Source organism: Burkholderia sp. LAS2 (assembly GCF_018417615.1).
GTDB lineage: Bacteria > Pseudomonadota > Gammaproteobacteria > Burkholderiales > Burkholderiaceae > Burkholderia > Burkholderia sola.
The window spans coordinates 359,430-373,776 of record NZ_CP071054.1; the positions used below are offsets into that span (position 1 = coordinate 359,430).

16 protein-coding genes are annotated in these 14,347 nt (G+C 65.2%); 7 read left to right on the top strand and 9 right to left on the bottom strand.

Features of this window, described 5'->3' with window-relative positions; all coding sequences use genetic code 11:
• The first annotated feature begins 63 nt into the window (after positions 1–63).
• From JYG37_RS30730 to JYG37_RS30740, 3 genes are all read left to right on the top strand, one after another.
• Positions 64–1,038, top strand: a complete 975-nt coding sequence (locus tag JYG37_RS30730; protein ID WP_050015417.1) for an ABC transporter permease — start codon at positions 64–66, stop codon at positions 1,036–1,038.
• Positions 1,039–1,083: 45 nt separating this feature from the next.
• Entirely contained in the window at positions 1,084–1,995 is a 912-nt protein-coding gene (locus JYG37_RS30735) for an ABC transporter ATP-binding protein (RefSeq protein ID WP_050015400.1), read from the top strand.
• Between the two features lie 208 nt (positions 1,996–2,203).
• Positions 2,204–2,941: a transporter substrate-binding domain-containing protein gene (locus JYG37_RS30740; protein WP_213346972.1), complete on the top strand. Its 738-nt coding sequence runs from the start codon at positions 2,204–2,206 to the stop codon at positions 2,939–2,941.
• Positions 2,942–3,063: 122 nt separating this feature from the next.
• Here JYG37_RS30740 and JYG37_RS30745 read toward each other — a convergent pair whose 3' ends face one another.
• Positions 3,064–3,981, bottom strand: coding sequence for a LysR family transcriptional regulator (locus JYG37_RS30745; protein WP_176015901.1), 918 nt, complete (start codon positions 3,979–3,981; stop codon positions 3,064–3,066).
• Positions 3,982–4,120: 139 nt separating this feature from the next.
• Here JYG37_RS30745 and JYG37_RS30750 point away from each other — a divergent pair, with 139 nt between their 5' ends.
• Positions 4,121–4,885 (top strand): SDR family NAD(P)-dependent oxidoreductase, encoded by a 765-nt coding sequence (locus tag JYG37_RS30750; protein WP_089490057.1) that lies wholly within the window; start codon positions 4,121–4,123, stop codon positions 4,883–4,885.
• 153 nt (positions 4,886–5,038) lie between these two features.
• Here JYG37_RS30750 and JYG37_RS30755 read toward each other — a convergent pair whose 3' ends face one another.
• The gene (locus JYG37_RS30755) at positions 5,039–5,971 is read right to left on the bottom strand and encodes a LysR family transcriptional regulator (RefSeq protein ID WP_089490056.1); all 933 of its coding nucleotides are present in this window, start codon (positions 5,969–5,971) and stop codon (positions 5,039–5,041) included.
• Between the two features lie 210 nt (positions 5,972–6,181).
• Here JYG37_RS30755 and JYG37_RS30760 point away from each other — a divergent pair, with 210 nt between their 5' ends.
• Complete coding sequence (locus JYG37_RS30760) at positions 6,182–7,048, top strand: NmrA family NAD(P)-binding protein (RefSeq protein WP_213347087.1); 867 nt, start codon at positions 6,182–6,184, stop codon at positions 7,046–7,048.
• Positions 7,049–7,419: 371 nt separating this feature from the next.
• Here JYG37_RS30760 and JYG37_RS30765 read toward each other — a convergent pair whose 3' ends face one another.
• A complete protein-coding gene (locus tag JYG37_RS30765; protein WP_050015389.1) occupies positions 7,420–7,854 on the bottom strand; it encodes a winged helix-turn-helix transcriptional regulator in 435 nt (144 codons plus the stop codon).
• Positions 7,855–7,963: 109 nt separating this feature from the next.
• On the opposite strand from JYG37_RS30765, the gene JYG37_RS30770 reads away from it, so the two are divergent.
• Together JYG37_RS30770 and JYG37_RS30775 are read left to right on the top strand one after the other, a co-directional pair.
• On the top strand, positions 7,964–8,581 hold the full coding sequence (locus JYG37_RS30770) for an FMN-dependent NADH-azoreductase (protein ID WP_050015387.1): 618 nt from the start codon (positions 7,964–7,966) through the stop codon (positions 8,579–8,581).
• Entirely contained in the window at positions 8,578–8,835 is a 258-nt protein-coding gene (locus JYG37_RS30775) for a thioredoxin domain-containing protein (protein ID WP_213346974.1), read from the top strand. Before JYG37_RS30770 ends, JYG37_RS30775 begins: the two co-directional genes overlap by 4 nt.
• Before the next feature lie 207 nt (positions 8,836–9,042).
• Here the strand turns inward: JYG37_RS30775 and JYG37_RS30780 are convergent, their stop codons facing one another.
• The 6 genes from JYG37_RS30780 to JYG37_RS30805 form a co-directional block, all read right to left on the bottom strand.
• A complete protein-coding gene (locus JYG37_RS30780) occupies positions 9,043–10,275 on the bottom strand; it encodes an MFS transporter (RefSeq protein WP_050015386.1) in 1,233 nt (410 codons plus the stop codon).
• Positions 10,276–10,448: 173 nt separating this feature from the next.
• On the bottom strand, positions 10,449–11,282 hold the full coding sequence (gene aroE / locus JYG37_RS30785; protein ID WP_050015384.1) for a shikimate dehydrogenase: 834 nt from the start codon (positions 11,280–11,282) through the stop codon (positions 10,449–10,451).
• On the bottom strand, positions 11,279–12,502 hold the full coding sequence (locus JYG37_RS30790; RefSeq protein ID WP_213346976.1) for a CaiB/BaiF CoA transferase family protein: 1,224 nt from the start codon (positions 12,500–12,502) through the stop codon (positions 11,279–11,281). The genes aroE and JYG37_RS30790 overlap by 4 nt, the downstream gene beginning before the upstream one ends.
• Complete coding sequence (locus JYG37_RS30795; protein ID WP_124592795.1) at positions 12,502–12,960, bottom strand: MaoC family dehydratase; 459 nt, start codon at positions 12,958–12,960, stop codon at positions 12,502–12,504. The genes JYG37_RS30790 and JYG37_RS30795 overlap by 1 nt, the downstream gene beginning before the upstream one ends.
• Positions 12,961–12,962: 2 nt before the next feature.
• On the bottom strand, positions 12,963–13,355 hold the full coding sequence (locus tag JYG37_RS30800) for a VOC family protein (RefSeq protein WP_050015379.1): 393 nt from the start codon (positions 13,353–13,355) through the stop codon (positions 12,963–12,965).
• On the bottom strand, positions 13,352–14,302 hold the full coding sequence (locus JYG37_RS30805) for a ketopantoate reductase family protein (RefSeq protein ID WP_213346978.1): 951 nt from the start codon (positions 14,300–14,302) through the stop codon (positions 13,352–13,354). Before JYG37_RS30805 ends, JYG37_RS30800 begins: the two co-directional genes overlap by 4 nt.
• Positions 14,303–14,347 lie beyond the last annotated feature (45 nt).

Genomic DNA, 14,347 nt, shown 5'->3' on the forward strand with positions numbered 1-14,347 from the left:
CGCACGGTCGCGCGATGCCGCGGCATCCGCGCGACCGGCACCCGAAACGAGACGGAGATTCCGATGACAACGACCCGCAACACGACCGGCTGGCTCGCGGTGCGCCGCGAGCTCACCACGCGCGGCAAATGGACGCTCGGGCTGGCGTCCTTCCTGCTGCCGTTCGCCGTCTGGTGCCTGATCAGCTATGTCCCGTTCGTCTGGCATCCGCAGATGCGCATCACGAACCCGGGCAGCGTCGATTATTTCCAGACCGGCATGCAGATCGACCGCGACGTGTTCGACGACGAGCTCGCGCATGCACGCGCGACGCACGCGGCGGTGCCCGAAGGCGTGCGCGCGAATCCGGTCTACCTGCCGGCGCCGCACCAGGTCTTGCGCGCGTTCTATACGGCGTTCACGACGCCGCCCGCGTCGCGCGACGGCGTGTGGCTGCACGAAAGCCTGTGGCACAGCATCCGCATCATCTTCTGGGGCTTCGTGATTTCGTCCGCGATCGGCGTGCCGCTCGGCATCGTCTGCGGCACCTTCAGCGCGCTCGCGCGGCTGCAGGAGCCGTTCCTGGAGTTCTTCCGCTATCTGCCGGCGCCCGCGTTCGGCGCGCTGATGGTCGCGATTCTCGGCATCTACGACGCACCGAAGATCGCGATCATCGTGATCGGCACGCTATTCCAGCAGGTGCTGATCGTCGCGAACACCACGCGCAAGCTCGAATACGGGCTGTTCGAGGCCGCGATGACGCTCGGCACGAAGAAGCTGAAGCTGCTCACGCACGTCGTGATTCCGGGCGTGCTGCCGGACCTGTATCGCGATCAGCGGATCCTGCTCGGCTGGGCATGGACTTACCTGATCGTCGCCGAGCTGGTCGGCACGAGTTCGGGCATCACGTGGTACATCAGCCAGCAGGCGCGCTACCAGCATTTCGACAACGTGTATGCGGCGATCCTGATGATCGGGATCATCGGCCTCGGCACCGACATCGTGCTCGGGTTGCTCGGCCGCCGGCTCTTTCCGTGGGACCGCACGCTGAAAGCGTGAGCGCCGCCCGCCCGTACCCATCGACCGATTTCCGCAGAGGGCATCATGCAGAATCCGCAAGCCGTTCCCGATTACCTGGTCCAATCCGACGCGGTGCGCGAGCGCTTCGCGCGGCTGAAGGCCCGCGACGTGATACTCGACGTACGACACGTCGGCAAGCGTTTCGCGACGCCGCAGGGCGACTGCGTCGCGCTCGACGACATCAGTTTCCGTACGCACCGGCGCGAGTTCGTGTGCGTGATTGGTCCGTCCGGCTGCGGCAAGTCGACGTTGATCCGTATCCTCGCCGGGCTCGACGCGCAGACGAGCGGCGAGGTGCTGCTGGACGGCAAACCGGTCGACGGGCCGGGCGCCGATCGCGGGATGGTGTTCCAGGGATACACGCTGTTTCCGTGGCTCACGGTGAAGAAGAACGTGATGTTCGGTCTGCGAATGAACGGCAGCAGCAGCGGCGTGGCCGAGCGCGAGGCGCTGCAGTGGCTCGATCTCGTCGGGCTGACGCGTTTCGCCGACGTGTATCCGCACCAGCTGTCGGGCGGCATGAAGCAGCGCGTGGCGATTGCGCGCGCGCTCGCGAACCGTCCGCGCATCCTGCTGATGGACGAACCGTTCGGCGCGCTGGACGCACAGACGCGTGCGAGGATGCAGACGCACCTGCTCGACATCTGGCGCAACATCGACGTGACGATCCTGTTCATCACGCACGACCTCGACGAGGCGATTTTTCTGGCTGACCGGATCCTGGTGCTGAAGGCGAATCCGGGCGGGGTGCAGGAGCTGATCGAGGTGCCGGTGCCGCGGCCGCGCGATTATTCGCAGGTCAATACGCCCGCGTTCATCGCGACGAAGGCGCGGCTCGAAGCGCTGATTCATCCGAAGGAAGCCGCGACGGCGGAAGACGACGGCATCAAGCCGCACATGATCCGGATGACGGATGTTGCGGATAACGTCGAATAGCGCGGAGCCAATTCATGCCGTCACGCGTCGATCCATGTCTCGTGCCGGATATCGGGGCTCAAATTGACGACTTCACTGACGCTTGCACCCAAATGATGACGTCGACTGGCTTACACCCGGATTAATTTTGTCCACGCTTAGTGAACGTCGACTTCCCACGGTAAGCTGATGAATTCCTGATCGATTCTTCGGCTTGCGAGAGAAAGCGATGAAGGTGAGCATTGCGTACATCGAAGAACCGCCATTCGGCTGGACCGAAGCGGAGGGCACCGCTACCGGCGCCGATCTCGAACTCGCGGCGATGATCCTCCGGCAGATTGGCGTCACCCGGATCGAGTATTGCGCGACGACGTTCAGCGAATTGCTGCCCGGCGTCGCATCAGGTCACTGGGACATGAACGTGCCGCTCTTCGTGACGCCGCAGCGGGCCGATACCGTTGCGTTCAGCGCACCGGTGTGGGGCATCGAAGACGGTTTTCTGGTTCGGCCCGGCAACCCGAAGGCGCTCACGAGTTATGCGTCGATCGCCGAACGTCCCGATGCGCGCCTCGGCATCATTGCGGGGCAGGTCCAGCACGATTCCGCGATGGCGTCGGGCGTGAGCCGGCGGCAAATCGTCGTCTTCGAGCAGCAGGCCGACGCGATCGCGGCCGTGCTCTCCGGCGTGATCGACGCCTATGCGAGCACCGCGTTGGGGAATCGAATCGTGGCGGGCCGGATAGGCAGCGCGCTGATCGAGGCCGTCGCGCACGAGCCGGATGTCGACGGCAGACAGCGGACGCCGCCGCTCGGCGCGTTTTCGTTCAGCCGGGAAAACCGCGGTCTTCTCGACGCGTTTGATCGGCAACTTCGTCGCTATCTCGGCTCGCCCGACCATCGCGCTCGCATGGCGAGGTTCGGGCTGACGGCGCGCGAGATCGATCCGGCCGTCTCGCAGGCAGGATAGGTCGGCGCCCGGCCGCGAGGGGGCATGCCCGCGCGTTGCCGTTCGGGCGTCGGACGTGCCCGGCATCAGGTGACAGGGTAGTGATGGGGCAGCGGTGCTCGACTCGACCACCCACCAGCACGTCACTTTGGCCATCGCCACACGGGATTGCCGAGATGTTCGGCGAAGTAGTCGGACAATGCCGTCACCTTGGCCGGTCGCGCCCGTGCCGACGGCGTAACGAAATAAAGACCGCCCTTCGTCAGCGACCAGTCGGTGAGGATCGCTTCGAGACGGCCATCGGCCAGATATTCGTACGCAATGAACTCCGGCAACTCGGCGATAGCAAGACCATCGAGCAGCGTCGGCAACAGCGCATCGGCGTTGGTCACGCGTAGCGGGCCCGTCGGCATCACCGATTCCTCGTCGCCCGCGTCGTTCGTGAAGCGCCATACGGCACTGCGCGCGCGATACGCGTACGACAGGCACGGGCGATCCGCCAGCTCGGTCGGATGCGTGGGTCGCCCTTCGCGCCGCAAATATTCCGGCGACGCCACCACGAATTGCGTGACCGCGCACAGCCGACGCGCGACCAGCGACGAATCCGGCAGCGCGGCGATGCGCAACGCGGCGTCGAATCCATCGGCAATCAGATCGACCGACGCATCCGATAAATGCAGGTCGATCGATACCGCCGGATACGTGCGAAAGAAGCCTGGCAGCAGCGGCGCGACCCAGCGCAGCCCGAACGACATCGGCACGGCCAGACGCACCAGCCCGCGCGGCTGCACCGACATTTCGCGCGCCGAGCTTTCCGCCTCCTCCGCCTGGCGGTAGATCTCGCCGGCTTTCTCGCTGATCGTCCGGCCGAACTCGGTCAGCGACAGCTGGCGCGACGTGCGGTTGAACAGCCGCGCACCGAGCCGGTCCTCCAGACGCGCCACACCGCGCGAGACAGTGGCGACCGACACGCCGGTCGCGCGCGCCGCGGCGGCGAACGATCCGTGCTCCGCCACCTTCGCGAACATCGCGAGCCCTTCGAAATCAGGTAGCTGCGCCATTTCTCCTCATCTTTGCATTTATGCAACGTTTGTTTGCGATTGATTCTATTTCGAAAAGATTGGGCCGTCGATATTCTCTTCACATCGCAGCACGTCACACCCAACCGAAACACATTGATCGAACGAAAGGAGCAATACCATGGCACGCAAACTCGACAACAAGATCGCACTCGTCACCGGCGCAACCAGCGGCATCGGCCTGGCCACCGCCCAACGCTTCGCGGCTGACGGTGCGCACGTCTATCTCACGGGCCGCCGGCAGGCCGAGCTCGATGCCGCCGTGGAAGGGATTCGCGCAGCCGGCGGCAACGCGACCGGCGTGCGTTCGGATTCCACGAAGCTCGATGAACTCGACGCGCTGTATGCGCAAATCAAGGAAGAACAGGGGCGCCTGGACGTGCTGTTCGTGAACGCCGGCGGCGGTTCGATGCTGCCGCTGGGCAGCATCACCGAAGCGCACTACGACGAAACCTTCGATCGCAACGTGAAGGCCGTGCTGTTCACCGTGCAGAAGGCGCTGCCGCTGCTCGCCGATGGCGCATCGGTGATTCTGACCGGCTCGACGGCGGGTAGCGCGGGCACCGCTGCGTTCAGCGTGTACTCGGCGTCGAAGGCGGCCGTGCGTGCGTTCGCGCGCAGCTGGATTCTCGACCTCAAGGACCGCCGCATCCGCGTGAACACGATCAGCCCGGGCGCGACCCGCACGCCCGGCCTGCTGGATCTCGCCGGTGACGATGCGGCTCAGCGGCAGGGGCTTGCCGATTATCTGGCGGCCCAGATCCCGATGGGGCGCCTCGGCGAGCCGGGCGAGATCGCGAGCGCCGCGCTGTTCCTGGCGTCGGACGACGCGAGCTTCGTGAACGGCATCGAATTGTTCGTCGATGGCGGTCAGCAGCAGATTTGAGCGGGACTGATCGACGCGACCGGGTGCAGGCGGTCGCGTCGATCGTCTTTATCGAGGTAAGCAATCACGATATCGACGCCCCCGGCGCATTCAATTGCCGGATACCTGCCGGCACCCTGTCGAAGCTCGCTAACGGGTTTCGCCGGAACAGCACTAACGGGCGCCGACGCCGCCGTGCACGCCCGTCAGTTCGACCATGAAATCCAGGAACGCGCGAGTCTTCGCCGGCACGTGATGCCGGGATGGGTAGTACGCGTATAACGGGTACCGCTCGTCGGCCCATTCGGGAAAAAGATTGATCAACCGGCCGTCGGCGATCAGCGGCTCGGCGCCGAGCAGCAACATCTGCGCAATGCCGGAACCGGCGAGGCATGCGTTGAGCAGCGCGCCGGGATCGTTGACCGTCAGGCGTCCGCGGGTGTCGACCACGATGCGTTTGCGCCGGCGATGGAATTCCCACGCGAACGGCCTGCCTGTCTCCGGATTGCGGAATTCCAGGCAGCGGTGGCTGCGGTTTTCGAGGTCCTGGGGTTTGGCCGGTCGTCCCCGGCGTGCGATGTACGAGGGCGCCGCGACCGTCACGACGCCGGTATCGAGCAGCTTTCTCGCGATCAGGCTGGATGGCCGCGGTTCGCCGAATCGCACGGCGAGGTCGAAGCCGTCCATGACGAGGTCGCCCAGGCTGTCTCGCGCGATGAGCTCGATTTCGAGCTCGGGATGCGCGTCCATGAACGCATCGAGCCGTGGCCCGAGAATGGCCCGGTAGACGACCGGATCCAGATTGATTCGCAGCCTTCCGCGCACCGCGGAGACGCTGCCCGCCGCCGCTGCCGCGGCTTCCTCCAGCCCGGCGAGATGGGGCATGACCTGTTCGTAAAAGCGGCGGCCCTCTTCGGTCAGCGACACCGACCGCGTCGTTCGGTTGAACAGCCGGATGTTCAGCCTTCTCTCCAGCCGCGCAATCGCTCGACTGACGCCCGGCGGCGTCATGCCGATGACGTCGGCGGCGGCCGAAAACGTCCCCGCATCGACCACGGCAGCGAACACGCTGATGCTGCCGGACAGTTTCTCGCTACTGGATCTCATGGTTGTTCGACTGAGTACGGTTGGCCGATCGCGTGCGACCCACTGAAGGCCGACACGCCAACGCCGCACAGCGTAGCCATGCCGGGCGTCGGTGTCGATCATGCCGAATTGATGACATGTTGTCACTTATCTGATGCCATCCATGTCATTTTGTTTTGGTCGGCGTTTGTCCAGAATGCGAGCCACGTATTCACACATGGAGAACGAGTAATGTATGCAATCACTGGAATCACCGGTCAGGTCGGCGGCGCACTGGCGCGCGAACTGCTGGCCTCGGGCGACGCGGTGCGCGCGGTCGTACGCGACACGACGCGGGCAGCGGCATGGGCGGCGCGCGGGTGCGAGGTCGCGACCGCGTTCATGGAAGACCCTTCGTCGCTCGCCGCCGCATTCACCGGCGTGACGGGCGTGTTCATCCTGCTGCCGCCGGTGTTCGATCCGGCGCCCGGGTTTCCCGAAGCGCGGAAGGTGATCGAAGCCGTATCCGCCGCGCTGCTGAAGGCGCGCCCCGAAAAGGTCGTTTGCCTGTCGACGATCGGCGCGCAGGCCGACGAGACCAATCTGCTCACGCAACTCACGCTGATGGAGCAGGCGCTGCGCGAGATGCCGATGCCGGTGACGTTCCTGCGGCCCGGCTGGTTCATCGAGAACGCCGCGTGGGACGTTGCCTCCGCGCGCGACGGGGGCGTCGTCGCCAGTTATCTGCAGCCGCTCGACAAGCCCGTGCCGATGGTCGCCACCGCGGACGTGGGCCGCGTCGCGGCGGAACTGCTTCGGCAGACGTGGAGCGGGGTGCGTGTCGTCGAGCTCGAGGGGCCGCGCCGGGTGAGCCCCAACGATCTCGCGCTGGCCTTCGCGCGCGTTCTGGGCCGGGACGTACGAGCGGAAGCCGTCGACAGGCGAACGTGGGACGCGTTGTTTCGCGCGCAGGGCATGAAGCATCCGCTCCCGCGCATGCGCATGCTGGACGGCTTCAACGAAGGCTGGATCGATTTCGAAAGCGGTCCTGACGAAATCTTGCGAGGCCATGTCGCGCTGGACACGGTGCTGGGCGAGTTGGTGTCGCGTCCGGTCTGATTGAGTGCGGTGGGGGGGCGTGGCGTGCTTGCGCTACGCCCGCCCATGCATCGGATTTCCGGTCAGGCAGATAGTGGCTTCCATGCCGAAGGGGGCGGTAAATGTCGCTATTGACGTCATTGATGACTATGGCGAACGGCCTCGTCCGGAGTCTGGACTGCGCAGCATTTCGGGCATCCGCCGGTGTCTGCTGCGACTCAGCCCGATGGGGGCCAATCGGATGACATTTTCGCCGGAACTTCACCTGCTGGATAGATCGGAAAATGCAGCGCTTTCGCACCCCAAGAAAGATCCGCGTCGGGACAGGTCCCGACGCGAGCCGGCACTTGGATTGCGCCGCTGTGTTTGCACAAGCCACGGCCTCGACCCGTTTATCGACGCTGGTAGACAACGCCCTGAATCAAGACCTGATCCGGCTCCGGCTCCTCGTCAAAACGTTTATGCGCTTCGGCAATGGCGACTTGATTCTCGTTCGCCCAGTTGACCAACGCCATGACAGGCTTCAACAGCGTTCTTCCCATGTCAGTGAGTTGGTAATCGACGCGAGGAGGAATCGTTGGATACATCGTTCGCGTTACCAGTCCGTCGCGTTCCAGTCCGCGCAAGGTCAGTGTCAGCATCCGCTGCGAAATGCCGTCGATGCCGCGCTTCAATTCGTTGAAGCGCCGCGAGCCATTGGCCAGCATGGCGACAATGTAGAGGCTCCACTTGTCGCCGATGCGATCCAGGATTTCACGAGTTGCCAGGCAGCCGCCAGCGTCAGGTGCAGGCATATCGGCAGGTAGTTCGGAGTGACTAAGTGACATGCGTGTGCCTTCTTGTGGGAAAACGGCAGGAACCATACCATCCTTTGTATGAATTGGTAAGTAAGGATCGATATCTTACTTAGTTCTCTTTTTATACCTTGGAGTCGCCGTGAGCCACACCCTACTTGTCACGTCCAGCCCGCGCGGGGCTGACAGCCTTTCCACCCGATTTGCCACCGAAATCGCAGAGGGCATCCAAGCGCGCGCGGGCGGCCCGCTGACCGTGCGTGACCTTGCCGCGAATCCTCCGCCCCATATCGCACCGGCCTACATCCAGGGCCGGATCACGTCGCCCGGAGATCGCACGCCGGAACAGGTCGAGGCGGTGAAGGTCGCGCAAGAGTTGGTCGATGAGTTGAAGGTCGCCGATGTGATCGTGCTCGGTTCGGGCATGATCAACTTCAGTCTGTCCTCGCAGCTAAAGGCGTGGTTCGATCACGTCACCTGGCCGGGCGTCACCTTCAGTTACGGCGATACCGGGCCGAAGGGACTGCTGACTGGCAAGAAAGTCTATCTCCTTGCCGCTGCCGGTGGCGTGTTCTCGGAAGGTGCCTGGGCGCCGTTCGACTTCCAGACCAGCTATTTGCTGCATCTGCTCGGTTTCATCGGCCTGACCGACGTTGAAGTGGTGCGTGTCGAAGGCACGGTTTTCGGCCCCGATGCGGCGAAGGCCGCAATCGCCCACACCGAAACGGCTATCAAAGCCTTGTTGGCGAAGGCTGCGTGACGCTGGCTGACATTGCCGCCGACTACGGTTTTAACCGCGATCAGGCGCGTGCCATCGCTCTTGATCCTGAACGGCACCATCGCGTCGAAGCGGAAGCGTTCAAGTCGGCCAATGCCGGTGTTCGTTCGGTTCCGCATTTTGTCTTTGGGGAAAGCATTGCCATCAATGGGGGGCGCAGCGAAGACGAGATTGCTGGCAATACAAGCAGCCTCCGGCGCGATCTCTCTCTGACGCGGCTTCCTCAAATCCAATGACTCGGAAGTCGGCGTACGCCCGATAAGGTTCTGCGGAGGTGTCGACCGTGTTGGCCGATGCCCGACCAAAAGACCGGCCGTCGGATGACCGAAGTACTTCAAGAGGCGACGAAGGGACCGTGATCTTACGACCGATCGCAATGGGTCGACAGCTGACGACGCGCTGAAAACCCATACCGCCTTCTCCCACCGATTTCCCGCCGCAACTCACCGACCATTCCCCGCCCGCGCGGGAACGACTGCCACCCCCAAATTCGCGCCACCCATTCTCGGCAACCACGCAAACGCAATCGTAACCAGCGTGACGCCCACGCCAAGCATCGGCACCACCATCGGCCACGCGCCGGACGGATAGCGCGGATCGGTGAAAGCCGCCGCCGTCTGCCCCACGCTGAAAGCGAAGAACATCATGATGAAGCCGGACCACGAGACCGCGCGGCCGGCAAGATGAGGCAGCCCGCTGACCGCGCCTGCCTGCCCGCACGGCTGATGGATCCCGTGGCCGAGGCAATACACGCCATGCCCGACGAGCAGCGGCCAGATGCTGCCGGGAAGCAGCGCGCACCCCAATGCCTGGATCACCGCACCGGAGAGGCTCAACGTCGCCCCTTGGCGTACCGTTCGCAGCATGCTTTGACGTCGCAGCAACTGCCGGCAGCCAAAGGTACTCAGCACATAGACGAGCGTCCCGCTCGCGGGGATCCAGCCGTATCGCTGCGGCGAGATGCCGAACTGCCGGATGTAGATCGTCGGAGAAAGCAGCAGAAAACAGAACATGCCGGTGTACGTCGACGCGGCCAGCAGCGTCCATACCCTGAACGGGGCATTGCCGAATATCTCGCGCACGTCCCCGGTCGAGTTCCTACGCGGCGCGATTCTGGCGGCGCTTTCCTCGAAGCCGTACCAGCACATGACGAGCAAGCCGAACGCATACAGGCTCATCCCCGCGAGTACCCATCGCCAGCCGGCGTGCTGCGTGACATACGCACCGACAAGCGGGGCGAGGAACGCCATCATTCCCATTCCCATGAAACCGCGCGCCATCACGTACGGGCCGTCGCCCGCCGAATACCGGTCGCGCACCGTCGCACGGGCGCATACCAGGATCGCGGCCATGGCAAAGCCCTGCATCGCACGCGCGGCCACCAGCATCGCGGCGGTCGACGCGATCGCCGCCGCCAATGCACTCAGCGCATAGAGCGCAAGGCCGGTCAGCAAGACGGGACGACGGCCGAATCGGTCGGAAAGACTGCCCATCGGCAACTGTCCGATACCGAATATCAGTGCGAAAACCGTGAGGCTGACGCTGGCGGAGCCCAGCGTCGCGGCGATTTCGGGCAGTGCCGGCAGGTAACTGTCGGTCGCCACCGGCTGGGCCGCCAGCAGCAGCGGCAACATGAGCGCGAAGTTCAGGCGAGCGGGGCGCGTGGTGTCCGGCATGACGGTGTTCGGCACGGTCTCGGGCGTGGGAGGAGGGCCGCGGCAAGGCAGCGTTGCTCGGTGCAGCGCGTTCGTATGGACGCGCCGAGTCTACCCGATCGCGCCTGCCGCCTCTGTCGCGATCGATGGCATCGCGCATCGGGATCGCCTGCATGCCGATCCCCATCGCGTGTTCAGTCGAACGGCACGGCCAGCCGATCGATCACCGAACTGGTCGCGGGGCGCACACCGCGCCACCATGCGAACGCCTCGGCCGCCTGCTCGACCAGCATGCCGACGCCATCCGCGATCCCGTGCACGCCGGCATTTTTCGCGAGCCGGAGAAACGGCGTGAGTCGCTTGCCATAGGCGAGCTCGTAAGCAGTTCCCTTCGGACTGAACACGCTCGGCGGGACAGGCGGCAGGTCGCCGGTCAAACTGGCCGACGTCGCGTTGACGACCAGGTCGAAACGTCCCATCCGCGCGAGGTCCGCGTAGCTGCCGGCCACGAGCGGGCCGCGCCCGGCGACCTGCGCGGCCAGTGCGCGCGCCTTGTCGACGTCGCGATTCGCGATCACGAGTTCCGCCGGGCCGGCTTCGAGGAACGGCAACAGCGCGCCGCGTGCCGCGCCGCCCGCACCGAGCACCAGCACACGCTTGCCGGCCATCGGCAGATGGAGGTTCGCCTCGATGTCGCGAACCAGCCCGATGCCGTCGAAGTTGTCCGCCAGGATGCGGCCGCCGTCGAACTTGAGTGCGTTGGCCGCGCCCGCGAGTTGCGCACGCTCGCTGCGTTCATCCGACATCGCGAACGCGTCGAGCTTGAACGGCGCGGTGACGTTGATGCCCTTGCCGCCGCCATCGAAAAACGCACGCACCGCGGCAGCGAAAGCGCCTGCCGGCTCGAGCGGGCCCTCGATCGCCGTATAGCGGAGGTCCTGCTTCGTCTCTTGCGCGAAGAGGCCGTGAATCAGCGGGGATTTCGTATGTCCGATCGGATTGCCGATCACCGCGTATTGATCAGTCATCGTTGGCTCGCTTTCGAGTAGAGGACACCGTCGGCCTGCATCGCATCGATTTCGGCCGAATCGAACCCGAGAGAACGGGCGACTTCCGCGTTGTGCTGCCCGAGATCGGGCGCGACGTCGCGAATCGTCGTATCGCAATCGGAGAACCGGAACGGCAGGTTGGGCAGGCGCAGCGTGCCGTAGCGCGGATGCTGCTGCTCGACGACCATGCCTCTGGCCTGGATCTGCGGATCGTTCAACACTTCGTCGATGCGCTGCACCTTCGCGCACGGAACGTCGATGCCGTCCAGCAGGTCCAGTACCGACGCGACGGAACGCGCGGCCACCCACGGCTCGACCACCGACAGAATCTCCGTACGGTGCGCGTTGCGTCCGGTGCTGTCGTGAAACCGCGCGTCGGCGCCGAAACCCGCCGGGCCACCGTGTGCCGCGATCAGCGCGGCGAAGCGCTTCCACGCGTCGTCCACCTGCGCGGCGATCACGAGATCGCCGTCCGCGGCGCGGAACACGCCATAGAGCGTCGACGTCGGCATGTCGTGCCCGGTCTGCTCGGGCAGCACGCCCTTCAGCGTGTAGCACTGCACCGCGTATTCGTGCATCGATACCAGCGTGTCGTACAGCGCCATGTCGACGTGCTGCCCGCGACCGCTCTTCACGCGTCCCAGCAGCGCGGCGTTGATCGCCGCGACCGCATGAATGCCCGTGTACATGTCGCCGAGCGAAATGCGCAGCAGCGGCGGGCGCTCGCCCGGCGTGCCGACCATCTGCATGATCCCGCTCTTCGCTTCGGCGATCAGCCCGAAACCTGCGCGATGCGCATCGGGGCCGGTGTGACCGTACGCCGAAATCGAGCAATAGACGAGGCCCGGATTGCGCGCCGACAGTGCTTCATAGCCGAGCCCGAGCTTGTCCAGTGCGCCCGGCCGATAGTTCTCGATGAAGACGTCGGCGGAGTCGCACAGCCGCTGCATGAACGCCTTGCCGCGCGGGTCCTTCATGTTGACGCTCACGCCGCGCTTGCCCATGTTGAGCTGCAGGAAATAGCCGCTTTGCTGGTCGTCGAGCACGGTCGCGTGCTGGCGTCCGGCGTCGCCGGCGCCGGGACGCTCGACCTTGATGACTTCGGCGCCGAGCGCCGCGAGACAGCGCCCGACATACGGGCCGGCGAGGAAATGGCTGTAGTCGACGACGCGAATGCCTTCGAGGGGACGAGCCTGCATCACAGTGCCTCCGGACGGCGCGGCACCATCAGTCGATGTTCGCCGCGTTGAACGACCTGCCCGTCCTGATTGATCAGTTCCGACGGCAGCACGACGATGCCCCAGTCCGGACGGCTCTTGCTGGCCCGCATCGACCCGACGCGGAACGTCACGTGCAGCACGTCGCCGACCTTGATCGGCAGCAGGAAATCCCAGGTCCAGCCGAGCGACATGCCCGGCAGGAAGCGATAGTCGCTCTGCGTCTTCAGGCCGTCGGCCACGGACAGGCCGAACAGCCCGTGCGCGACGAGGCAGCCGAAATGGCTGGCGTTCGCGTATGCCTCGTCCACGTGAACGGGCGTGTGGTCGCCGGTGAGGTCGGCATACGCGAGAATGCGCTCCTTGGTCACGACGTAGGTCGGGCTCATGCAGGTGTCGCCTTCGCGGGCGTCGTCCCAGTATTTCTCGACGATGGTCATGGTCATGCCTCCGCGCGCGGGTTGATCGCCAGCGCCTGCGCAACGCAGGAAGCCGGCCGCGCCTGAATCAGTTCGACGGCGAGCCCGTCGGGCAGGCGAATCCAGTTGCGCCCCTGCGGCATCTCGGTCACGTCGAATCGCTGCGCCGCGGCCAGCGCGGCCTCCAGGTCCTCGCACATCACGCCGAGATGGGCGAGCCGGCCTTCCGGGCCGTCATGTTCCGGCGCGTGGATGAACTGCAGGCCGCCGAGCGTCCAGTACTGCCGCGGTGCGTCGAGCGTGCCGTCCACTTCGCGCAGCGTCATGCCGAGCACGTCCTCGAAGAAACGGATGTGCCAGTGGATGTCCTTCACCCAGATCGCAACGTGTTCGAGATAGGCTTTCGTGGCGCTCATGCGGCTGCCTCCTCGCGTTGGCGATCGGCCATCGCGCGCTCCAATCCCTTGATGCAGGCGACGAGCGTGGCATTGACCGGCGTCGGCACGCCGTGGCGCTGCCCGGCACGCACGACCGAACCGTTGATGAAGTCGATCTCGGTGATCGAGCCTTTCTCCAGGCTTTGCAGCATCGACGTCTTGAAAGCGGTCGGCAGGCCCTCGGCGGCGAGCGTCCATGCCTGTTCGGGATCGGTCATCGACAGTTTCACGCCGGCCGCCTGCGCCGCCGCGATTGCCTCGGCGACCGCCGCGAGCGACGTCGCCTTCAGCAGCGGCTCGTCGTAGAGCTGCCCGTAGGTGAGGCCGGTCAGGCCCGTCAGCGCGCCCGTCGCGACATTCACCAGCAGCTTGTCCCACATCGTGCCGACGATGTTGTCGCTGATCGTCGTCGCGAGGCCGGCGGCATCGAACGCGGCGGCGATCGCCTGCACGCGCGGCGTGATGCGTCCGTCGAGTTCGCCGATGTACGTGTATTTGCCGATCACGCCGGATTCGATATGACCGGGCCCGCGCAGCACGCCGCCGACGTAGGTCTTGCCCGCGAGCACGCGCTCGCGGCCGACGGCGTCGCTCAGAATGTCCTCGTGGCCGAGGCCGTTCTGCAGTGACAGCACGACGCTATCGGGCCCGACCAGCGACAGGGCGCCGCGGATCGCCGCGTCGGTGTGGAACGACTTGACCAGCACCACGACCATGTCGGCCGTGCCGACTTCGGCAGCCTGTGTCGTCGCGTGCACGCGTACCTGCCGGGTGCCGCGCGCGTCGTCGACCCGCAGGCCGTCACGGCGCATCGCATCGACGTGCGCGGGCGAGCGGTCGATCAACCAGGTCTCGTGACCGCCTTCGGTGAGGGTGGCGCCGATCGCACAGCCCAGTGCGCCGGCTCCCAGAATCGCAATTTTCAATGCTGTCTCCTTGACGTATGGCCTCACGATAGGAGCCGTCGCTCA